Annotated in this window: 19 protein-coding genes; 11 read left to right on the plus strand and 8 right to left on the minus strand. The window is 67.2% G+C overall.

From position 1 onward, the window contains the following. Positions 1-52: 52 nt before the first annotated feature. The 3 genes from AC5Y7E_RS00960 to AC5Y7E_RS00970 are packed head-to-tail and all read right to left on the minus strand — an operon-like array spanning position 53 to position 4033. A complete protein-coding gene (locus tag AC5Y7E_RS00960; protein WP_499947193.1) occupies positions 53-2032 on the minus strand; it encodes a putative alpha/beta hydrolase in 1980 nt (659 codons plus the stop codon). A gap of 27 nt (positions 2033-2059) precedes the next feature. Further along, a complete protein-coding gene (locus tag AC5Y7E_RS00965; RefSeq protein ID WP_499947194.1) occupies positions 2060-2566 on the minus strand; it encodes a pullulanase in 507 nt (168 codons plus the stop codon). A 24-nt stretch (positions 2567-2590) separates the two neighbouring features. Next, a complete protein-coding gene (locus AC5Y7E_RS00970; RefSeq protein ID WP_499947195.1) occupies positions 2591-4033 on the minus strand; it encodes a CCA tRNA nucleotidyltransferase in 1443 nt (480 codons plus the stop codon). Positions 4034-4203: 170 nt separating this feature from the next. Between AC5Y7E_RS00970 and AC5Y7E_RS00975 the strand changes: the two genes are divergently transcribed. The 11 genes from AC5Y7E_RS00975 to AC5Y7E_RS01025 all read left to right on the plus strand — a co-directional run bounded on the left by AC5Y7E_RS00975 (position 4204) and on the right by AC5Y7E_RS01025 (position 17551). Then, complete coding sequence (locus AC5Y7E_RS00975; protein WP_499947196.1) at positions 4204-5685, plus strand: putative alpha/beta hydrolase; 1482 nt, start codon at positions 4204-4206, stop codon at positions 5683-5685. A 119-nt stretch (positions 5686-5804) separates the two neighbouring features. Then, positions 5805-6047, plus strand: a complete 243-nt coding sequence (locus AC5Y7E_RS00980; protein WP_499947540.1) for a hypothetical protein — start codon at positions 5805-5807, stop codon at positions 6045-6047. Between the two features lie 8 nt (positions 6048-6055). Then, positions 6056-6358, plus strand: coding sequence for a hypothetical protein (locus AC5Y7E_RS00985; RefSeq protein ID WP_499917456.1), 303 nt, complete (start codon positions 6056-6058; stop codon positions 6356-6358). Positions 6359-6473: 115 nt separating this feature from the next. Beyond that, entirely contained in the window at positions 6474-7208 is a 735-nt protein-coding gene (locus AC5Y7E_RS00990; protein ID WP_499947197.1) for an NUDIX hydrolase, read from the plus strand. After that, positions 7205-9598, plus strand: coding sequence for a hypothetical protein (locus AC5Y7E_RS00995; protein WP_499947198.1), 2394 nt, complete (start codon positions 7205-7207; stop codon positions 9596-9598). Before AC5Y7E_RS00990 ends, AC5Y7E_RS00995 begins: the two co-directional genes overlap by 4 nt. Beyond that, positions 9595-13236, plus strand: a complete 3642-nt coding sequence (locus AC5Y7E_RS01000) for a lipid II flippase MurJ (protein ID WP_499947199.1) — start codon at positions 9595-9597, stop codon at positions 13234-13236. Before AC5Y7E_RS00995 ends, AC5Y7E_RS01000 begins: the two co-directional genes overlap by 4 nt. Before the next feature lie 79 nt (positions 13237-13315). Then, positions 13316-13900 (plus strand): RNA polymerase sigma factor SigM, encoded by a 585-nt coding sequence (sigM, locus tag AC5Y7E_RS01005; protein ID WP_499917452.1) that lies wholly within the window; start codon positions 13316-13318, stop codon positions 13898-13900. Between the two features lie 74 nt (positions 13901-13974). Next, positions 13975-14745 carry an RsmA family anti-sigma factor gene (locus tag AC5Y7E_RS01010; RefSeq protein WP_499947200.1) on the plus strand — a complete coding sequence of 257 codons (771 nt, stop codon included), beginning with the start codon at positions 13975-13977 and terminating at the stop codon, positions 14743-14745. A 93-nt stretch (positions 14746-14838) separates the two neighbouring features. After that, positions 14839-15849: a thioredoxin-disulfide reductase gene (trxB, locus tag AC5Y7E_RS01015; protein ID WP_499917450.1), complete on the plus strand. Its 1011-nt coding sequence runs from the start codon at positions 14839-14841 to the stop codon at positions 15847-15849. Next, positions 15846-16199, plus strand: a complete 354-nt coding sequence (trxA, locus tag AC5Y7E_RS01020) for a thioredoxin (RefSeq protein WP_406813330.1) — start codon at positions 15846-15848, stop codon at positions 16197-16199. The genes trxB and trxA overlap by 4 nt, the downstream gene beginning before the upstream one ends. Before the next feature lie 131 nt (positions 16200-16330). After that, positions 16331-17551: an N-acetylmuramoyl-L-alanine amidase gene (locus AC5Y7E_RS01025; RefSeq protein WP_499917449.1), complete on the plus strand. Its 1221-nt coding sequence runs from the start codon at positions 16331-16333 to the stop codon at positions 17549-17551. Positions 17552-17554: 3 nt separating this feature from the next. Here the strand turns inward: AC5Y7E_RS01025 and AC5Y7E_RS01030 are convergent, their stop codons facing one another. The 5 genes from AC5Y7E_RS01030 to AC5Y7E_RS01050 all read right to left on the minus strand — a co-directional run bounded on the left by AC5Y7E_RS01030 (position 17555) and on the right by AC5Y7E_RS01050 (position 21982). Then, a complete protein-coding gene (locus tag AC5Y7E_RS01030) occupies positions 17555-18322 on the minus strand; it encodes an acetyltransferase (RefSeq protein WP_499917448.1) in 768 nt (255 codons plus the stop codon). Positions 18323-18588: 266 nt separating this feature from the next. Beyond that, positions 18589-19575 carry a ParB/RepB/Spo0J family partition protein gene (locus AC5Y7E_RS01035; protein ID WP_499917447.1) on the minus strand — a complete coding sequence of 329 codons (987 nt, stop codon included), beginning with the start codon at positions 19573-19575 and terminating at the stop codon, positions 18589-18591. A 17-nt stretch (positions 19576-19592) separates the two neighbouring features. Further along, positions 19593-20609, minus strand: a complete 1017-nt coding sequence (locus tag AC5Y7E_RS01040) for a ParA family protein (protein WP_499917446.1) — start codon at positions 20607-20609, stop codon at positions 19593-19595. Then, on the minus strand, positions 20606-21343 hold the full coding sequence (gene rsmG, locus AC5Y7E_RS01045) for a 16S rRNA (guanine(527)-N(7))-methyltransferase RsmG (RefSeq protein WP_499947201.1): 738 nt from the start codon (positions 21341-21343) through the stop codon (positions 20606-20608). The genes AC5Y7E_RS01040 and rsmG overlap by 4 nt, the downstream gene beginning before the upstream one ends. A gap of 72 nt (positions 21344-21415) precedes the next feature. Next, positions 21416-21982, minus strand: coding sequence for a Jag family protein (locus tag AC5Y7E_RS01050; RefSeq protein WP_499947202.1), 567 nt, complete (start codon positions 21980-21982; stop codon positions 21416-21418). Positions 21983-22030 lie beyond the last annotated feature (48 nt).

Raw genomic sequence — 22030 nt, forward strand, 5'->3', positions numbered from 1 at the left:
GGGGGTGGTCAATTCACCCACGGACCAGGCGGAGCCGCCAGCACGAGGACCCCTAGAAACCATGGTCATTGGTGACCGATCGCGCGGGCCGATCCCATTCCGGATCGACAGTCACGGGCACCTGGATTTCGACATGCGGCAGCGAAACCGTGCCCAAGGGGGTGTGTAACTGGAAAGGAAGGGCGATGCGCGCTGCGGCCCGGTCCGGCGCCAGCATGCCCTCGCCGGCCAGCCGATCGCCGTGCCCGACGACGATCTCGGTGATGTTGTGCAGCGATTCGCTGCCCACGTCGTAATAGCGCGAATGGTCGGTGAACCAGGGCATGACGCTGTGCGAGCCCGCGACTTCGGCACGGAACCGCACCGCCCCAAATCCCGCGTGCGCCGGGTCGCTGCCCAGCCCTGCCAACGGTCCCACCGGCCCGCCTAGCGTCTCGTTCAGTCCGTTCGGGAGGCCGCCGCCCGTCTCACCGATCCAGCTGATCGCATCGGTCGACGCGGCGCCCACATACAGTCTGCCGCCGTTGAGTAAGAAGTCCGCGGCGCGATGCGCCAAATCGGTTCCTGGGCAACCGGTTAGCACAGCATCGTTGGCGCGCATGCCGCTGTTCGCAAACGCATCGGCAACGGTGGTGGCACCGTAGGAATGTCCAAGAACCGTCACGTGCGACGGGAACGACGACTCATGTGTCGCGGCCAGGCCGTTGACATCCGCGGCCAGCAGCGCCCCTGCTTGCCTCGCCCGCCACGGGGTGCCAACCTGCTCCAATTCCGCGGGATCGGTGATGGCCTGCTGCCAATGCGGTTGGCCGAATTCGGGTGCGTCGTAACCCATCCAGGCCAGCACCGCCGTCGAGTGGCTGGGGTCGGCTTTCATTGACTGTACGTAAAGGTTGATCGCGTCGTCAGTCCCGTCGGACATCCACCCTCCCCGCACGCTGCTGTTGGTGCCCGGGACGATGACCGCCGTGTTACGAGACTTGTCCGGGTTGCCGATCGCGACGGCCGCCCTGCCCTTGCCGTTGAAAGCCAGCGGGTCGTAGGCCCACTGCATGACCGGGTGCCCCTCCGGCAGATCGGACCTTTTGTCGCGCTCGAGAAAGTCGTTCGTCTTCACCGCGTTCTGGTATCGCGAAATGTCGGTGGCGCACAACCCGTAATCACCGGGGTCGGTGAACACATCCGACTTCCGGTTGTTGAGCGCGTCCTCGCGGAGCGCCGAGGGCACCAGCCCGCGCTGATGGGCGGCGTCTTCAACCTTGCGCAGGTCGTCTTTCATCGCCGCCTGGTTCACCGCGTCGCGCACGTCGGCCGGTATGCCGTTCATGTTGCCTAACTCGCGCGGGTGCTGGTCTATCAGCAGTCGCTTTTGGTTGGCACTCAACGACTCCCACCATCGCCTGCCCTCCTCTGAGCTGCTGCCCGCCGACGGAATCGATAGTTCGTCGACGCCTTGAATGTCTGCCGGGTCGACCCCCTCGACGCGGAGATCCCCTAACGCAGCCGTAAGGTTGACCGAATACCGATCGCGAACCTGCCGGAGTACCAGCACTATCGCTTTCGTTTCGGTAACCGCCTCACCGCGCAGATCGTCGGCCGCGCAGTGGTCGTTGTCTGCGAGGGCCTCGCAGAGCTCGTCGTCGATGACTTCCAGGTCGTACTCCAGTGCGGCGAGGTACCACGCGGAGGCTCGCTGAGCCTCGGCCAACGCTGCGGCAATAGTCTCCAATTCGACTGCGATCATGGGCAATCGCTCGGCCTGCAGACCCAACGACCGGGTCACGCGTTCTACCTCATCGGCGTCGTTGATCGGATGCTCGTTGTTCTGGCGGTTCCACGACGCTTCGAAGCGACGGCGAGCGGCCTCGAAGGCAACGACCGCCTCAGACGTGCTCGCTCCGGCGTCGCGGAACGCCCGCGCCAACGACGAGATCTGTGCTGGGCGGCCCGCTTGCACGCTGGCATCGGTCGACCAGGGATCTCCGCCGGCTTCGGCGACGAGAAATGGAATGCTTATGTGGCGCAATAACATCGCGCCGTCGCTAGGCCAGCGCCACCCTCAGAGCGAACTCGCACCGTCGGCGAGGCCGTCGCCATCCGAATCGGTCAGCCGCACATTCCATTTGCCGTCCCCGTCGGTGTCGACATAGCCGGTCACGCCGTTTTCGTCGGAACGCAAGACGCGGTCCGCCAACCCGTTGCCATCGGTATCGACGAGGCGGGCGTCGGCACGCCCGTGCGCGTCGAAGTCGACCAGGGGGCCGCCGGTGTGTTCGACACCATCGAGGCCGAACCAGCGCAGCTGGCCGCCTCGGTCCATGGCCACCGCCCATGTCCCGGATCCGTCGTCGGTGAAGTACGCCTCGGGGGTACCGTCGTTGTCGATATCCAGCACAGCGTGATCCACGATGCCGTCGCCGTCGAGATCGGCGAGGGCGTCGTCGCGCAATCCGTCGTGGTCGAAATCCAGTCCGATCGATTCGAAGCGCCCGTCGTGGTCCAGATCGAGGTCGGGTTGCCCGTGCCAGAAGGCGGCGCCGTTATCACCAGCCATGCAGTAGTCCATGCATATTCGGACGCGTGGCTGCCGCTACTCGTTCCCCCGAGACTTCCACCACGCCAACAACTCTGCGGTCGCCTCGTCGTTGTCCAGCGGTCCGCGCTCCAACCGGAGCTCCTTTAAGAACCGCCATGCCTCGCCGACCTGGGGGCCGGCCGGGATGCCGAGCAACTCCATGATCTGGTTGCCGTCCAAGTCGGGGCGTACCCGGGCCAGATCCTCCTGGGCGGCCAGCTCGGCGATCCGCGTCTCGAGCCGGTCGTAGCTGGCCTGCAGCCGCGCGGCGCGGCGCTTGTTGCGGGTCGTGCAATCGGCTCGCACCAGCTTGTGCAGTCGGGGTAGCAGCGGGCCGGCGTCGGTGACGTAGCGGCGCACCGCGGAATCGGTCCACTTCCCGTCGCCGTAGCCGTGAAACCGCAGATGCAGATACACCAGTTGCGAGACGTCCTCGACCATCTGCTTGGAATACTTCAACGCCCGCAAGCGCTTTCGCACCATCTTGGCGCCGACGACTTCATGGTGATGAAAACTGACGCCGCCGTTGGCTTCGTGGCGCCGAGTCGCGGGCTTGCCGATGTCGTGCAGCAGTGCGGCCCAACGCAGTACCAAGTCCGGACCCTCGTCCTCCAAGGCGATCGCCTGGCGCAACACCGTCAACGAGTGCTCGTAGACGTCCTTGTGTTGGTGATGTTCATCGATGGCCATCCGCATGCCGCCGACCTCGGGCAGCACCACCTCACCCATGCCGGTCTGCACCAGCAGATCGATGCCGGCCGTTGGGTCGTCGCCGAGCACCAGTTTGTCCAGTTCGGTGGCTACTCGTTCGGCGCTGATCCGCGCCAGCTGCGGGGCCATCTGATCGATCGCCTCTCGCACTCGCGGTGCAACGCCGAAGCCGAGCTGTGAGACGAACCGCGCCGCGCGCAACATCCGCAATGGGTCGTCGCCGAAGGACACCTCTGGCGCGGCAGGCGTGTCCAGCACCCGCGCGCGCAGCGCCGCCAAACCGCCCAGCGGATCCAGGAATTCGCCCGGCCCCTCTGGCGAGATCCGCACGGCCATCGCGTTGGCCGTGAAATCGCGCCGCACCAGATCGTCCTCCAGGCGGTCGCCGAATCGCACCTCGGGATTCCGGGACACCTGGTCGTAGGTGTCGGCGCGAAAAGTGGTGATCTCCAGGCGGTGCTCGCCCTTACCGACACCAACGGTCCCGAATTCGATCCCGGTGTCCCATATGTTGTCGGCCCACCGACGCAGGATCTGTTGCACCTGCTCGGGGCGTGCGTCGGTGGTGAAGTCCAGGTCGGGACTCAACCTGCCCAACAACGCGTCTCGTACAGAACCGCCGACGAGGTAGAGCTCGTGGCCGGCGGCGGCGAAAGCGGAGCCGAGCTCGGCCAGCATGGGCGCATGCCGATTCAGGGCGACCGCGGCGGCGGTCAGCAGGTCGGCATCCTGGGCGGCGTCTGGCACGTTCGATCAGCCTAGTCGGCCGCTCGCGAAAAGCCCGTGTGAGGAGCCTCGCACGTCACCAAGGGTGAATTGACCCGGCGTGGCGCGTCAGTACCGTTACGTGCGACAAGAAGGGTTGGCGGCGGGACGATGCGGTGCATCTCCGATACATAAGCAAGGGCGCACTGATCATGTTCGCGGGCGGAGACCCGTGGAAGATCAATGCCACATTGCAGAGCGGGCGGCCGGCCCAGATCTCGAATCTCGCAAAAGCGTTTCATGACGCGGGGCGATCCACAGGCGAAGCGGAAGCCGCATTCAACCTGGCGCGGAGTCGCTTCGACAAAGCCTGGACACGCGAGAACGGCGAGAACCCGATCAACGACTCGGCCGAGGTACGGCGGGCCACGAACGCGCTCGGGGTACAAGCAGCTCAGTTGCCCAGGATCGGCGCGGATCTGGAGAACGTCGCGGCCTCCCTGGCCGAGGCTCAGCGGTCCGGAAAGGGCGAGATTTCGTCGCTTGAAGGAGCGCTGCAAGATCTCGACGATCAAATCGGCGAGGCGGTGGAGCTGGAGAAGAACGCTCAGTTGACGGCTTCGGAGAGGCAGTTGCTGGATCACTACATCGACGGACTCGAGAAGCACGCGATCGATGACACCAAGGCGTCGGTAAGCAATCTGACGCGAATTCGCGATCAATATTCTCATCAGCTGCACGCTTCGATGGCCAACCTGCGTAAGCAGGACGGGTACGACCCGCCGATCCAGGCACTTGACGGCGATGTTCCGGAATCGCCCTCGCAGGATCAGCGTCGTCATAACCAGATTGAGGCCTTCAAACAGGTCTTTGGCCGTGAACCGACGTCGGACGCCGACTGGGAGACTGCGGCCGCGCTGGATTCGCAGACGTATGACCCCAAGTTCAACGGCGCCAAATCGGAGATCCGTGTGGTCAGGATCCGCCCCGTACCCGGGCAGGGAGTGGTCCGTGTCTCGCAGTGGATCGAACAACGCGACGTGACCAGCTTTCCGCCATGGAAGCGAGACCTTGGGAACAACCGAGGACCTAATGCAAACTTCGACCCGGAAGACACCAAGGTCACCACATACATCGACTACGAGAACGGCATCGTCGTGTTACGGCAGAATCCTTCCGTCGAGGAGAATTCCACCGGCGGGCCCGGCCGGGTGAAGGTCGGCATACCCAAAGGCAGCGTGACGCAACTTCCAGATGGATCCGTTCGGATCAAATACGACGCGGGCAACCCTTTTGCTCCTGTAATCACCGGAGATCCCACGGGCCCGTTCGCGGGCCATACAGTAACGGTCAACGGCGACCTCGTTTTCTCGCCCGGGCCAGGAGGTGTGCAGGTTAACGGAACGCGCACCGACTATCCGTCCTTGGAGGTGTATCAGGACATGCCCAACGGCGGCACCCGCACAGTACTGATCGACCCCGCCAAATCCGGCCGATCCTGGGGGCCGGCGTTCAATCTGCCCGGCCATCACGACGTCGGCCCCCTCGGCGGAAAGGCGTTCGCACCGTTCGACACAGGTGGCTGGAACACGAAATACGATGTGCCGGCTCCTTTGCCTGCGACTGACTTTGGCCCGGTTACCGACATACCGTCGGTGCCTCCCTTGCCCACCGGAACTGCGGTTCCCGCATGACCATGGATTATTGAAAGCAACAGAAGATGCGGTCTTTACTTCGAGTTCGTGAGCTGGACTCAGGCGCATGGCGCGTGGCGACATTGTCGGCGCCAGTCGTCGTGCAGATCGTCTTGGGATTGCTGCTTGCCACGATGTGGCTGCTGGGCAAGTGGCCGTTCGAAACGCACAGTGCGTACGCCGGTGAGCGAGCATGGATGCTGGCTTCGACCGGCGTTACGGCCGTGACAGCGCTGCTAGTCAGCGTCGCGTTCCTGAGGTCGTCGTCGCCGCGCAATCACGGTCTTGCGCTTAGCATTGCGGGATCGTCCGCCACTGTGCTTATCGGTGGGATTGTCTACGCCTATCTAATCTTGCGCTGAAAGGTCTTGTGTTGGCCGACGAATCGATGGTCCAGGTATCGAAACCGCGTTATGGCCCGGTCGCTTTCGTGGTTGCAATTCTTCACGTTCTCATCGTCGAGTTCACCACGTGGCTTTTCATGCCGTATTCAATCGTCTTCGTGCTGCCGGTCGTATTGATTTACATGGCGATCTCAGCTGTGGTCATGCAGGCTCCGGGAACAACTGGTCAGATCGGGCGCGGCATGCTCATCGGCAGCCTCTCCGGGCCGCTCTCGCTACTTATCTTTGGCGCTGTGTGGGCTATCGCCCACGCGATAGGCCCCATCTGACCGAAACCCAGGACTGGGAACTGGACGAGACGCACGCCTTCCGCCGTGACCTCGCGCACTCAGCCCGCGGCGAGCATCTCCAGGAGAATATGCCGTGCCAGCTACTATCGCTTGGGTGTCGGACGGCGAACAAGGCAAACCGCGTCGGCGCCGGGGGCGGCGCCGGGGCCGTGGCGCCGCGGCTTCGTCCGAGGAGCAGGCCACCGGTCAAGCGACCGGAGACTCGACAGCCACCAAATCGCGCCGATCCCAGGCGTCTCGCCGCGGACCGGATCAGCTGCGGACCGTCCACGAAACCTCGGCCGGGGGGCTGGTCATCGACGGTCTCGACGGACCGCGCGAGTCTCAGGTCGCGGCCTTGATCGGACGCATCGACCGGCGCGGGCGGATGCTGTGGTCGCTGCCCAAGGGGCACATCGAACTCGGTGAGACCGCCGAGCAGACCGCTATTAGAGAAGTGGCCGAAGAGACCGGCATCCGGGGCAGCGTGCTCGCCGCGCTGGGCCGCATCGACTACTGGTTCGTCACCGACGGCCGCCGCGTGCACAAGACCGTGCACCACTATCTAATGCGTTTCTCGGGCGGCGAGTTGTCCGACGAGGACCTCGAAGTCGCCGAAGTGGCCTGGGTCCCGATGGGCGAGTTGCCGTCCCGGCTGGCCTACGCCGACGAACGCCGGCTGGCCCGCGTGGCCGACGAGCTGATCGACAAGCTACAAAGCGACGGTCCCGCTTCGCTCCCCCCGCTGCCGCCCGGCTCCCCGCGGCGCCGCCCTCAGACCCATTCGCGGACTCGGCATGCTGACAAACCGGCCACGGGCCGAAAGAACGGCCACGGACCGGGGCCGTGACAGCTCCGCGTCTCCGGTGGGCCGGCTTGGTGCGTATCGCCGCCGTGCTCGCCATCGTGACCGGACTTGCGGTGCTCACCGGGCCGGTGACGCCGCGTGCGGCGGCGGGCGAGCCGGGGGTGACACCGTTCGTCCGGGTTCGCATCGATCAAGTCACTCCCGACGTGGTCACCACGAGCAGTCCGCCCGTCGTGACCGTCAGCGGCATGGTGACCAACATCGGCGACCGGCCGGTCCGCGACGTCATGGTCCGCCTCGAGCACGCGGGACCCGTCACCGCCTCCGCGGGTTTGCGCACCACCCTCGACGGCGACACGGATGGGTATCAGGCGGCCGCGGATTTCCTCACAGTGGCGCCCGAAATGCAACGCGGGCAAGAGGTCGGCTTCACCCTGTCGGCCCCACTGCGCGCCCTGACCAAGCCGTCGCTGGGCGCGGAGAAGCCGGGCATCTACCCCGTCCTGGTCAACGTGAACGGCACACCGGACTACGGTGCACCCGCCCGGTTGGACAATGCGCGCTTCCTGCTGCCCGTGGTGGGCGTGCCGCCCGACCGCGCCGACGACGTGGGCTCCGCCGTCGCACCCGACACCTCTAAACCGGTGCTGATCACCATGCTGTGGCCGCTGGCCGACCGGCCCAGGCTGGCTCCCGGCGTGCCGGGCGGAACCATCCCGGTGCGGTTGGTTGACGACGAGCTGGCCACCTCGCTGGCCGGCGGCGGCAGGCTCGACATCCTGCTGGCCTCGGCCGAAGTCGCCACCAGTCACGACGTCGACCCCGACGGCGCCGTCGGCCGTGCGCTGTGCCTGGCGATCGACCCGGATCTGCTGGTCACGGTCAACGCGATGACCGCCGGCTATGTCGTGTCCAACTCCCCCGACGACTCGGCCCAACTGCCCGGCACCCCCACCCACCCAGGCGCCGGGCAGGCCGCCGCGACCGAATGGCTGAACCGCCTACGCGCCCTGGCCCACCGGACGTGTGTGGCCCCGCTCCCCTACGCGCAAGCCGACCTGGACGCCGTCCAGCGCGTCAACGATCCCGGCTTGAGCGCCATCGCCACCACGAATCCCAACAGCATCGTCGACAAAATTCTGGACGTCTCCTCGATCCGCGGCGCCACGCTGGTGCCGAACGGTCCGCTGACCAACCGCATGGTCAAGCTGCTCAGCGCCAGCGACAACACGGTCGCCATCGCCGCGGCCGACCTGTCGGCCACCGAGGCGCAGGGCTCCCCCGGGAGCGGCGCCGACACCGCGCCGCGGCGGTTGTCCCCGCAAGTCATGGTTGCGCCGTTCGACCCCGCCGTCGGCGCCGCGCTGGCCGGGGCGGGCACCACCCCCGGGGTGCCGACGTACCTGGACTCGTCCCTGACGGTTCGCCTGGGCCACGACTCCGCGACCGCGCGCCGGCAGGACGCGCTGGGCTCGATCTTCTGGCATGCGCTCGACCGCGACGAGCCCCGCACCCAGATCCTGGTTCCGCCGTCGACGTGGAATCTGCAGGCCGACGACGCCCAGGTCATCCTGACCGCCCTGACCACCACCATCCGCTCCGGTCTGGCGGTACCGCGACCGCTGCCGGCCGTGGTCGCCGACGCCAACCAATCGGCACCAGCCCGCACCGAGCCGCAGGGAGGCGTCGGCGCCTACGCCTCCGCACCCGGCCAGTTCAGCGACGACGTCACCGCCGGCATCAGCGGGCAGGTCGGCCGGCTGTGGGGCCTGACGGCATCGCTGATGACCGACGATCGCACCGGGCTGACCGGCGTCCAGTACACCGCGCCGCTGCGCGAGGACATGCTGCGCGCGCTGAGCCAATCCGAACCACCCGACACCCGCAACGGGCTGGCCCAGCAGCGCCTCGTGGTGGTCGGCAAAACGGTTAACGACCTGTTCGGCGCGGTGACGATCGTCAACCCGGGCGGCTCCTACACCCTGGCCACCGAGCACAGCCCGCTGCCGCTGGCGCTGCACAACGGCCTGGCCGTCCCGATCCGGGTGCGGCTGCATGTCGACGCGCCGCCGGGGATGAACGTCACCGACATCGGCCAGATCGAACTGCCGCCGGGTTACCTGCCGCTGCGCATCCCGGTCGAAGTGAACTTCACCCAGCGCGTCGCCGTTGACGCGACCCTACGGACTCCGGACGGTTTGCGGCTGGGGGAGCCCGTGCGATTGTCGGTGCACTCCAACGCCTATGGCAAGGTCCTGTTCGCCATCACGCTGTCCGCCGCGGCGGTCCTGATCCTGCTGGCCGGCCGACGGCTGTGGCATCGCTTCCGTGGCCAGCCCGACCCCGCCGACCTGGACCGCCCCGACCCACCCGATGCCCGGCCCGCCGCTGACCCCGACGACGACCGGGTCGAACAAGAGCACCGAGTATGACCCCCACCTATCGGCAGGCCCACCCGCACCACCGCCTGCCCGAGCCGTCGCAGTCCCGTGCGGCGGGCTCGCCGCCGACCGGTCCACTGCCGCCCGTTGCCGCCGAGATCGATCGGCGGCGCCCCGAGCTGTCTGACGCGGCGCTGGTATCGCGGTCGTGGGCGATGGCCTTCGCCACGTTGATCAGCCGGCTGACCGGCTTCGCCCGGGTGGTGCTGTTGGCCGCGATCTTGGGCGCCGCACTGTCCAGCGCGTTCTCGGTGGCCAACCAGCTGCCCAACCTCGTCGCGGCGCTGGTGCTGGAGGCGACCTTCACCGCGATCTTCGTGCCGGTGCTGGCCCGCGCCGAGCAAAGCGACCCCGACGGCGGCGCGGCGTTCGTGCGGCGCCTGGTCACGTTGACGACGGCGTTGCTGATCTTCGCCACGGCGCTGTCGGTAGTGGCCGCCCCGCTGCTGGTGCGGTTGATGCTGGGCCGCAACCCGCAAGTCAACGAGCCGCTGACCATCGCCTTCGCCTACCTGCTGCTTCCCCAGGTCCTGGCCTATGGGCTGACATCGGTGTTCATGGCGATCCTGAACACCCGCAACGTGTTCGGGCCCACGGCGTGGGCGCCGGTTGTCAACAACGTCGTCGCGCTGGTCACCCTGGCGGTCTACGCACTGGTTCCCGGCGAGCTCTCGGTCGATCCCGTCCGGATGGGCAACGCCAAGCTGCTGGTGCTCGCTGTCGGCACCACGCTGGGCGTGTTCGCCCAAACCGGGCTGCTGCTGGTGGCGCTGCGCCGCCAACGCGTCGACCTGCGTCCTCTGTGGGGAATAGACCAGCGCCTCAAGCGCTTCGGCACCATGGCCGCCGCCATGGTGCTCTACGTCCTGATCAGCCAGCTCGGCCTGGTGGTCGGGAACCAGATCGCCAGCACCGCAGCGGCATCGGGACCTGCGATCTACAACTACACCTGGCTGGTCCTGATGCTGCCGTTCGGCATGATCGGCGTGACGGTGCTGACGGTCGTCATGCCGCGGCTGAGCCGCAACGCCGCCGCCGACGACACCGAGGCCGTGCTCGGCGACCTGTCCTTGGCCACCCGGCTGACGTTGATCACGCTCATCCCGATCGTGGCGTTCATGACCGTCGGCGGGCCCGCGATGGGCAGCGCGCTGTTCGCCTATGGCCATTTCGGGACCGTCGACGCCGGATACCTGGGCGCCGCGATCACCCTCTCGGCGTTCACACTGATCCCCTACGGGCTGGTGCTTCTGCAGCTCCGAGTGTTCTACGCGCGCGAACAGCCGTGGACGCCGATCGTCATCATCCTGGTCATCACGGCCGTCAAGATCCTCGGCTCAGTGCTGGCGCCGCACCTCACCGACGACCCCAAGCTGGTGGCCGGCTTCCTGGGGCTGGCCAACGGCGCCGGGTTCCTCGCCGGCGCCATCATCGGCTACGTCCTGCTGCGAAGGGCCCTGCTGCCGGCCGGTGGTCACCTGATCGGCGTCGGCGAAGTCCGGACGATCCTGGTGACGCTCACCGCGTCCATGCTGGCCGGATTGATCGCCCATGTGGTCGACCGCCTGCTCGGGCTGAACACTTTGACCGACCACGGCGGCGCCGGTTCCCTGCTTCGCCTGGTCGCGCTGGGGCTGATCATGCTGCCGATCACCGCCGCGGTCATGCTGCGCGCCGAGGTCCCCGAGGCGCGGGCGGCCCTGGACGCCCTGCGCTACCGCATCACGGGCCGCGGACCGCGCCCGCGCAAGCCGAGTGCCACGGATCGATCGTCCCACCGGCGCCCGGTCACGTACCCTGAGCAGAGGAATTCGTCCCCGCCTGGGGTAAATGCGGTCCAGGAGCCGATCCGGCGCAGGCCTCCGGAGCGGGCAAACCGAGCCCGGCTAGTGAAAGGACCGGAGGTGACCGACCGCCCGATGGAGAGCGCAGCCCCCAGCTCTGGCCCCGGTACAGGCTCAGATACTTCGCTGCCGCGGCCGATCGCCGACGACTTCCAGCCCGACATTCCCGCCGCCGGGCCAAAGCCGTCCGCCCCGTCTCGCCCGTCGGACCAGTTCAACGGCGATATCCCCGGCTCCCGCCATGCACAGACCCCGTTCGAGGCGCCGCGCGGCCGTACGGCGGATTCCACCGGAGATGACGTGCACCTTGTTCCCGGCGCCCGCATCGCCGGCGGCCGGTACCGGCTGCTGGTGTTCCACGGCGGCGCCCCACCGCTGCAGTTCTGGCAGGCGCTGGACACCGCCCTGGACCGGCAGGTCGCGCTGACCTTCGTCGACCCGGACGGCGCCCTGCCCGACGAGGTCCTCCAAGAGATCTTGTCGCGCACCCTGCGGCTCAGCCGCATCGACAAACCCGGCATCGCCCGCGTCCTCGACGTCGTGCACACCGGCTCCGGCGGCCTGGTGGTATCCGAATGGATCCGCGGCGGCTCGTTGCAGGAGGTGGCCGACACCGCACCCTCGCCGGTGGGCGCTGTGCGGGCCATGCAGTCGCTGGCCGCCGCCGCCGACGCGGCCCACCGCGCCGGCGTCGCCCTGTCGATCGACCACCCCAGCCGAGTGCGGGTCAGCATCGAAGGCGACGTCGTGCTGGCCTACCCGGCGACGATGCCCGACGCCAACCCGCAGGACGACATCCGCGGCATCGGCGCCGCGCTCTACGCCTTACTGGTCAATCGGTGGCCGATCGTGGAGAGCGGGGTGCGCAGCGGGCTCGCGGCGGCCGAACGCGACCCGTCCGGCAACCCCGTCGAGCCGATGTCCCTCGACCGCGATATCCCCTTCCAGATCTCCGCGGTCGCCGTCCGAGCGGTCCAGGAGGACGGCGGAATACGCAGCGCCTCAACGCTTTTGAACCTCCTTCAGCAGGCCACCGCGGTCGCCGACCGCACTGAGGTCCTCGGCCCCATCGACGATTCGCCTTCGCCCTCGGCGGCGTTGATCTCACCCGGTCAGGAGCAGGCGGCCTTCGCCCGCCGTCGGCGCAACGTACTCATCGGGGTCGGCGCCGGCCTCGCCGTCATCGTGGTGGCCCTGCTGGTGCTGGCGTCGATAGTGAGCAAGATCTTCGGCAACGTCGGCGGTGGCCTCAACAAGGACGAGCTCGGACTGAACGGGCCCTCGTCGTCGTCATCCGCGCCTGCGTCGTCGAGCGCGCCGCCCGCGGCCGCGGGAAGCGTCGTCAAACCCACCAAAGCGACGGTCTTCTCCCCCGACGGCGACGCCGACAACGCGGGGACGGCCGGGCAGGCCATCGACGGCGATCCCTCGACGGCCTGGGCGACCGAGGTGTACACCGACGCCGTGCCCTTCCCCAGTTTCAAGCAGGGCGAGGGGCTGATCTTGCAGCTGCCCAGCCCCACCGTCGTCGGCCAAGTCAGCATCGACACCCCCAGCAGCGGGACCAAGGTCGAGATCCGCGCGGCATCCTCGCCGACGCCGTCCAGCCTCAGCGACACCACCGTGCTGACCCCTGGCTTCACGCTCAAGCCCGGCCACAACGTGATCCCGGTCAAGGCGGGCTCGCCGACGTCGAATCTGCTGGTGTGGATCTCCACCCTGGGATCCACCAACGGCAAGAGCCAAGCCGGATTCTCGGAGATCACGGTCCAGGCCGCGTCCTGATCCGCGGCCCGTTCGACCCACTCACATGAGCCCGTCCAAGTGAAGTGCCGCGCCATAGGCGATTGGTTAATGTCCGGCCGTGGGCTTCGGGAGAAACGCCAAGCACGAGCGCAGTGACGCCGAACTGCTCGCAGCCCATGTGGCCGGCGACCGTCACGCCTTCGGCGAGCTCTTCGGACGGCACCAGCGGCACCTGCACCGGCTTGCCCGGCTGACCACCCGCACGCCCGAGGACGCGGAAGACGCGCTGCAAGATGCCATGCTTTCCGCGCATCGCGGTGCGGGCGCATTCCGGCACGACGCCGCCGTCGGCAGCTGGCTGCACCGCATCGTCGTCAACGCCTGCCTGGACCGGCTGCGCCGCACCAAAGCGCATCCGACCGTGCCGCTGGAAGACATCTATCCGGTTGCCGACCGCACGGCTCAGGTCGAGACCAAGTTGGCCGTGCAGCGCGCCCTGATGCGGCTCCCCCTCGAACAGCGGGCCGCGGTGGTGGCCGTCGACATGCAGGGTTACTCGGTGGCCGACACCGCCCGCCTGCTCGGCGTCGCCGAAGGCACGATCAAGAGTCGCTGCGCTCGCGGCCGGGTCCGGCTTGCCGAGCTGCTGGGCTATCTCGACGCCGACACACACGCCCTGCCAGACGCCGCCGGCCAGCCCTGACTGTGTCCGACATGCAACCGGCCGCGCGGGGCTATGCGTGGCCATCGGGGCGCGCATGACGGACACTGTGTGCGATGAGTGCACCGGACGACGATGCGGCAAGTGACCGCAACCCGGGATCAGACCGACCGCTGACCGTCGAACTGCTCGCCGACCTACAGGCCGGGCTCCTCGACGACGAGACCGCCGCCCGCCTCCGCAGCCAAGTCCGCGCTGACCCGCAAGCCGCCGCCGTGCTGGGTGCCTTGAACCGGGTCCGCAACGACGTCGCCGCCGTCGGCGCCGACCAGGGCTCCGCACCCGACCCGCCCCCGCGGGTAACGGCCCGGATCGCGGCGGCGCTGCGTTCCGCAGAGCCCGCTTCCGGTGATGCGGCGGAACCGCCCGTTCACTCCGCTCGCCCACACATCCGTCCGGCCCGGGCTATCGCGGCCGCGGCGGGCCTGTGCGCGGTGCTCTTCGCGATCGGCGTCGGGACCGTCGCGCTCCTGCATGCTCCCGAACCCGTCCCGGATACCCCTGGCGACGTCCAGCACATCACGCTGTCGACACCACCGATGGAGATCCCGCTCTCGCGGAACGAGATCCTCGGCCTGCTCGACCGCAGCCCCGACTACGGGACGCTCGACGACCCCGGGCGGCGCGCCTCCTGCCTCACCGGCCTCGGCTATCCGGCGTCGACGCCGATCCTGGGCGCACGCCCGGTCGAGATCAATGCCCGCCCCGGCGTCGTTCTGGTGGTACCCGGCGACAGCCCTCACGTCCTGGCCGTCTTTGCGGTCTCCCCCAACTGCAGCGCCGCCGATACCGGCCTACTGGCCAACACCGGGGTTCCCCGCCCTTAATGTGGTGCGATAGCTGGTGCGACCCACCCGGGAACAGCCGTGCCTACGCTGGTGTTTACACAGATCCAGAGACGAATCGTTTGAAAGGTTTTCATGACCTCCGACACTGTGCATGACGTGATCGTTATTGGTTCGGGTCCTGCTGGGTATACCGCGGCGTTGTATACGGCGCGGGCGCAGTTGGCGCCGGTGGTGTTTGAGGGGACGTCGTTCGGTGGGGCGTTGATGACGACCACCGAGGTGGAGAATTTTCCGGGTTTTCGCGACGGGATCACCGGTCCGGAGTTGATGGATGAGATGCGTGAGCAGGCGTTGCGCTTCGGTGCGGATCTGCGGATGGAGGACGTCGAATCGGTCTCGCTCGACGGTCCGGTCAAGACGGTGACCACGGCTGAGGGTGAGACGGTGCGGGCGCGGTCGGTGATCTTGGCGATGGGTGCCGCCGCGCGGTATTTGGGGGTGCCCGGCGAGCAGGAGCTGCTGGGCCGCGGCGTGTCCTCGTGCGCGACCTGTGATGGGTTCTTCTTCAAGGATCAAGACATCGCTGTGATCGGCGGCGGGGACTCGGCGATGGAGGAGGCGACGTTTTTGACCCGGTTTGCCCGCAGCGTGACGTTGGTGCACCGGCGCGAGGAGTTCCGGGCGTCGCGGATCATGCTGGACCGCGCCCGGGCCAACGACAAGATCACCATCGTGACCAACAAGGCGGTCGAGGCGGTCGAGGGCGAGTCCACGGTGACGGGTTTGAGGCTGCGCGACACCGGCACCGGTGAGGTTTCGACGTTGGCGGTGACCGGGGTGTTCGTGGCGATCGGCCATGACCCGCGCTCGGAGCTGGTGCGCGACGTTTTGGAGACCGACCCCGAGGGCTATGTGCTGGTGCGTGGCCGCACCACCAGTACGTCGATTGAAGGGGTGTTCGCCGCCGGGGACCTGGTGGACCGCACCTATCGCCAGGCCATCACCGCCGCCGGCAGCGGCTGCTCGGCGGCCATCGACGCCGAGCGCTGGCTCGCGGACCACGAAGAGTCCAGCGCCGCCGCGCAAGGCGACGCAACCGAATTTCCGGGCAGTACCGACACATTGATTGGAGCACCACAATGACCGACGCCGAAAAAGCCGGTGCCACAATAGAAGTCTCTGACGCGTCGTTCTCAACCGACGTGCTATCCAGCAATAAGCCTGTGCTGGTTGACTTCTGGGCAACGTGGTGCGGCCCCTGCAAGATGGTGGCGCCGGTTCTAGAGGAAATCGCCAGCGAGCGGGGCGAACAGCTCACGGTCGCCAAGCTCGACGTGGACGCCAACCCCGAAACCGCACAGAACTTCCAGGTGGTCTCCATCCCCACCCTCATCCTGTTCAAAGACGGGCAGCCGGTGAAGCGGATCGTCGGCGCGAAAGGCAAGGCGGCGTTACTGCGGGAGCTCTCGGACGCGGTTCCCAACCTCAGCTGATTTCGATTACGTCGCCGCACCACGCCCCGCGCACAGCCTGCGGTTTTCCGAAATCTGAGAAGCGTCTGCGACAATACCGGTAGCTGTTGCCCAACATCTGAGCTTGTCAATAGTCCCGGAGGGCCCTTGGTATGTCGAGTCCGCGCCGCGAATACGGCGACGCGCTGCGTTGTGGTGACCACAGCGCAGCTGTGACCGAAATTCGGGCGACGCTGGTCACACTGGGCCTGCTGGATAGCTCCGAGGACGATCTCAACACCGGCCGGCACGTGGCCCTCGAACTCTTCGACGCCGAACTCGACCAAGCGGTCCGTGCCTTCCAGCAGCATCGCGGCCTGCTGGTGGACGGCATCGTCGGCGAAGCGACCTACCGCGCGCTCAAGGAGGCGTCGTATCGGCTCGGTGCCCGCACGCTGTATCACCAATTCGGGGCCCCGCTGTTCGGCGACGACGTCGCAACGCTGCAGGCGCGGCTGCAAGATCTGGGCTTCTACACCGGCCTGGTCGACGGATATTTCGGCCTGCAGACCCACAACGCATTGATGTCCTACCAGCGCGAGTACGGGCTTTCCGCCGACGGTATCTGCGGCCCAGAAACGTTGCGCTCCTTCCATTTCCTGAGTTCGCGGGTCACCGGCGGATCTCCGCACGCGCTCCGCGAAGAAGAGCTCGTTCGCTCATCTGGCCCCAAATTGTCTGGCAAGCGGATCATCATCGATCCGGGCCGCGGCGGCGCGGACCACGGCACGATCATGCAGGGCCCGTCGGGACCGATCAGCGAAGCAGATGTGTTGTGGGACTTAGGCAGTCGTTTGGAAGGGCGGATGGCCGCCATCGGCATGGAGACATTCCTGTCGCGACCGGTCAACCGCAGCCCCCTCGACGCCGAACGCGCCGCCACCGCCAATAACGTCGGCGCCGACCTGATGATCAGCCTGCGCTGCGAAAGTCAGATCAGCGCCGCGGCCAACGGGGTGGCTTCCTTTCACTTCGGCAACTCGCACGGTTCGGTGTCCACCATCGGGCGCAACCTCGCCGACTTCATTCAGCGAGAAGTGGTGGCTCGCACCGGTTTACGGGACTGTCGGACGCACGGCAGGACGTGGGATCTGCTGCGCCTGACCCGGATGCCGACGGTACAGGTCGACGTCGGCTACATCACCAACCCTCGGGACCGCTCGATGCTGGTCTCGACGCAGGCCCGCGACGCCATCGCCGAGGGGATCCTCGCCGCGGTGAAGCGGCTCTACCTGTTGGGCAAGAACGACCGCCCCACCGGCACCTTCACGTTCGCCGAACTGCTGGCCCACGAGCTGTCGGTGGAACGCACCAGCCAACTCGGCGGCTCCTAATCCTCAACCGCCCGGGGCGGTTTCGGGCGCATTCGCTGTCGTAGACCCCGCTGCCGTGGAGCCGGCGCCGACCGGCTGCTCCAGATGTGCGTTCTCCAGCAGGCGCTCCAGGGCGGCCTCCACCTCCGCCTTCCAGCCGAGGCCCTTGTCGAGTTCCAGCCGCAGCCGCGGGAAGTACGTATGTGGCGCTACCACAACGAAACCCGTGTCCTTCAAGAATTCCGCATCCATGACACAGTGGTCCACCGAGCAGTCGCCGACGGCTTCCAGCACGGGCCGTACGTCGGGTCCGACCAAGCGCGGATCCTGCAATTCCGACGCCGCCGGGGTACGCCCGAACGCCTCGAGTGCGCGCACGCCGCGGCGTACCAGTTCATCGATGACCCGGGCGATCAAGCCGTGCGGGAGGTCGTCGGCCGCCGGCCCGGGTTCGATGCCCATCGACGTCAACAGCACCGCGTCGGCGGACACCGGACCGGTGGGGAACCGCTGTGCCCGCGGCACCGCCCGCGGCGGCGCGTAGAACACGTATCCCAGACACGGGGGCTCGGCTTGGCTTCGCTCGTCCGGGACCGCGGTGGCGACTTGCCCACACGATCCCCACTCCAGCATCACCATCGACAGCCACGCTTCTTTTTCGAATTCGGGGTCGGCGAGGTGGTCCTGATTACCGAGGGTCGCTGGATCGACTTCCCAGAAGACGCACCGGCGTGCGTGCTTGGGAAGCTGCTCGAACGCCTCGAGCCGTAGCGGCATGATTCGAGCGGACACTAGCCTCCTGGCTCTTGTGCGGTACTGCAGCCATCTGCGCCGGCAACCCCTCCAGGATAGGAGAGGTGGTCGTCATCGGGCCAGCTTTGGCCTGGTCATCGAGATTGGCGCGCATCACGGCCGGCCTCGTGGCGCCGCCGCGGCCGCCTATGTTCGAAAGTCGTTGATGCGCATGCCGTTTCGTCGAGCCACAGCACCCGGGACGGATGAATTTGTCACAGAAGTTGTCCGAGTGTCACAGTGACGTAATTACACGGTGTCCTCGTTCACGCCTTGGGCGGGGACATAACGTCGAGAATCCGCTGTAGATCGTCCACCGAACCGAACTCGACCACGATCTTGCCCTTGCGCTTGCCCAGGCTGACCGTGACGCGGGTATCGAAGGCGTTCGACAGCCGGTCGGCAACGTCTTGCAGGCCCGGCATCTGGATGGGTTTGCGGCGCGGGGCCGTCGGCGTGGCCGTACCACTCCGGTTGGCCAACGTGACGGCCTCCTCGGTTGCCCGCACCGAGAGTCCCTCGGCGACGATCCGGGTGGCCAGCTCCTCCTGAGCCTCGGGGCCGGCCTCGAGCGACAGGAGGGCGCGAGCGTGACCGGCGGACAGCACTCCGGCGGCCACCCGCCGCTGAACCGCGATCGGCAGCTTGAGCAATCGGATCATGTTGGTGATCAACGGCCGCGACCGGCCGATCCGCGCCGCCAGTTCATCGTGGGTGACGCCGAATTCGTCGAGCAGCTGTTGGTAGGCGGCCGCCTCTTCCAACGGGTTCAGCTGGACCCGGTGGATGTTTTCCAACAGGGCGTCGCGCAGCAGATCGTCATCGCCGGTCTCGCGCACGATGGCCGGGATGGTCGCCAGGCCGGCCTCTTGAGCCGCGCGCCAGCGCCGCTCCCCCATCACGATCTGGTAACGCGCACCGGTAGTGGAATCCTTGACGGCTCGCACCACGATCGGCTGCAAGAGGCCGAACTCGCGGATGGAGTGCACCAGCTCCGACAGGGCTTCCTCGTCGAAAACCTGCCGGGGCTGACGCGGGTTGCGTTCGATGTCGGCCGGCGCGATCTCGCGATAGACCGCCCCCATCGACGACGCGTCCTGCGGTGGCGGACCCCCGATCAAGACGTCCGCGGCGGCGTCGCCCATCCGCGGGCCAAGCGTCGCCGGCCCCGAGTCGCCCTCCGCGGGACCGGTCGGGATAAGCGAAGCCAGGCCCCGGCCGAGGCCACCCTTTTTGCGTAGCGGCTGCGTCATGGTCGTCCCTTCGGTGGTCAGTCGCGCTCGGCGAGTTCGCGACTCGCGTCGAGGTAGCTCATCGCCCCGCGTGAGCCGGGGTCGTAATCGATGATGGTCATGCTGTAGCCCGGTGCCTCGGAAACCTTCACGCTGCGCGGAATGACCGTGCGCAACACCTTGCTCCCGAAATACCGGCGTACCTCTTCGGCGACCTGGTCCGCGAGTTTGGTGCGCCCGTCGTACATGGTCAGCACCACGGTGCTCACCTCGAGCTTCGGATTCAGGTGCGCCTTCACCATTTCGATGTTGCGCATCAATTGCGAGACGCCCTCGAGGGCGTAGTACTCGCATTGGATCGGGATCATGACCTCCGGCGCGGCGACGAGCGCGTTGATGGTCAGCAGCCCGAGCGATGGCGGGCAGTCGATGAAGACGCAGTCGAAATCGAGGTTCTCGAGGTCGGCCAGTGCGGTGCGCAGCCGGTTCTCGCGCGCCACCATGCTGACCAATTCGATTTCGGCGCCGGCCAAATCGATCGTGGCCGGGATACAGAACAGGCGTTCATTGTGCGGGCTTTGCCGCAGCGCGTCGTGCACGGCGACCTCGCCGAGTAGGACCTCGTAGGAGGAGGGCGTCCCCGATTGCCGATCGGTGATGCCGAGCGCTGTGCTCGCGTTGCCCTGCGGATCGAGGTCGATGACGAGGGTCTTGAGTCCCTGTAGTGCGAGCGCGGCGGCGAGGTTGACGGCGGTCGTCGTCTTGCCGACTCCGCCCTTCTGGTTGGCGACGGTGAAGACCCGGCGCCGGGACGGCTTGCGCAGCGGCGGGTAGGTGGTGTGCAGCACCCGCATCGCGCGTTCGGCGGCCGCTCCGATCGGGGTGTCGAAATCGACCACTGTTTCACGTGAAACATTCGCCGTCGCGGTCGGCGCGGAGGCGACCGGCGGCGGTGCCGGCACGTCCGAATTCGCCGCCGCTGGGCCCGCCGCGCCCGCTCCGTGGACGCCTGCCGGCGCTTGCGAGGCCGGGGGCCAATCGCCTGAAGAAGTCATCGGTTTCCGGCCTTCCCGGTCCGTGCCGATCTGTGGTGCGGCGGCTTTCCGCGTCGCGCTGAAACTACGGTTGCGGGGGGACGCAAATAGTTCGCGCCACATGTCACCACCCTGACATCAGCGGCGCCCGATGCTGTCATCACACGCCGGAATTGTTCAACTTCATCGAAGGCCCGCTCCCCCTTGATGGCGAGCATCCGCCCGGCGGGCCGCAATAAAGGCAAGCTCCACTTCGTCAACTTGTCCAACGACGCAACCGCTCGCGACACCGCAGCATCCCTCTCCCCGAACCGGTTACGCACTCCCGGTTCCTCCGCACGGCCTCGGACCACCTCGACGGCTAACCCTAGTTCGTCGGCGACCTCGTTGAGAAATTCGCTACGCCGCAGCAGCGGCTCGAGCAACACGACCTCGATATCGGGCCGCGCGATCGCCAGCGGTATCCCCGGCAGCCCCGCCCCGCTGCCGATGTCGACAATGCGCTCGCCCCGGTCGAGGAGCTCGGCGAGTACCGCGCTATTGAGAATGTGGCGGTCCCAAATGCGGTCGATTTCGCGCGGGCCGAGCAGCCCACGTTCCACCCCCGCGGTAGCGAGAATTTCCGCATACCGTCGTGCGATTTCGAACCGGTCGCCGAAGATCGCGGCTGCGGCGTCTTCGCCGCTGTGGTTCCCGGCGTCCCCCGAGCGGTCCGCCCCGGGGTTCGTGGGGCCGCCATGTTTCACGTGAAACATCCTCTAGTCGGTGCACGCGACCCACGCAGGCCGGCGGGCGGCGGGAAACTACACCGCTGTAACTCTGTGGGGTCAGCCGCGCAGGACAACCACGCGACGCGCGGGCTCAACGCCCTCGCTCTCGCTGTGCACCCCCGAGACCGCGGCGACGGCGTCGTGCACGATCTTGCGTTCGAACGGCGTCATCGGCGCAAGCTCTTCGCGCTCGCCGGATTCGAGCACCCGACGCGCGACCTTGTCTCCCAACGCTGCCAGCTCCTCCCGCCTCCGCCGGCGCCAGCTCGCGATGTCGAGCATCAATCGGCTTCGCACTCCGGTCTTTTGGTGCACCGCCAGTCGGGTGAGTTCCTGGAGCGCGTCGAGAACCTCGCCGCCGCGACCCACCAACTTGTTCAAGTCGTCGCTGCCATCGATGCTTACGACGGCGCGGCTGCCCTCGACGTCCAAGTCGATGTCGCCGTCGAAGTCCAACAGGTCCAACAACTCTTCGAGGTAGTCGCCGGCTATCTCTCCCTCGGCGACCAACCGCTCCTCCAGGTCATCGATCTCCTCCGAACCGGCATCTGCGGCATCTTCGGCGGCCGATCGTGCGTCGATCTCCGTATCAACGTCGCGCTCGGTGGTGTCGGCGTCTGCCATGTCTTCTCTCCTCAATCCATGGGCCCCAGCCCAATTGGGATCGCCCTG

This window comes from Mycobacterium sp. NGS17, from assembly GCF_059813205.1.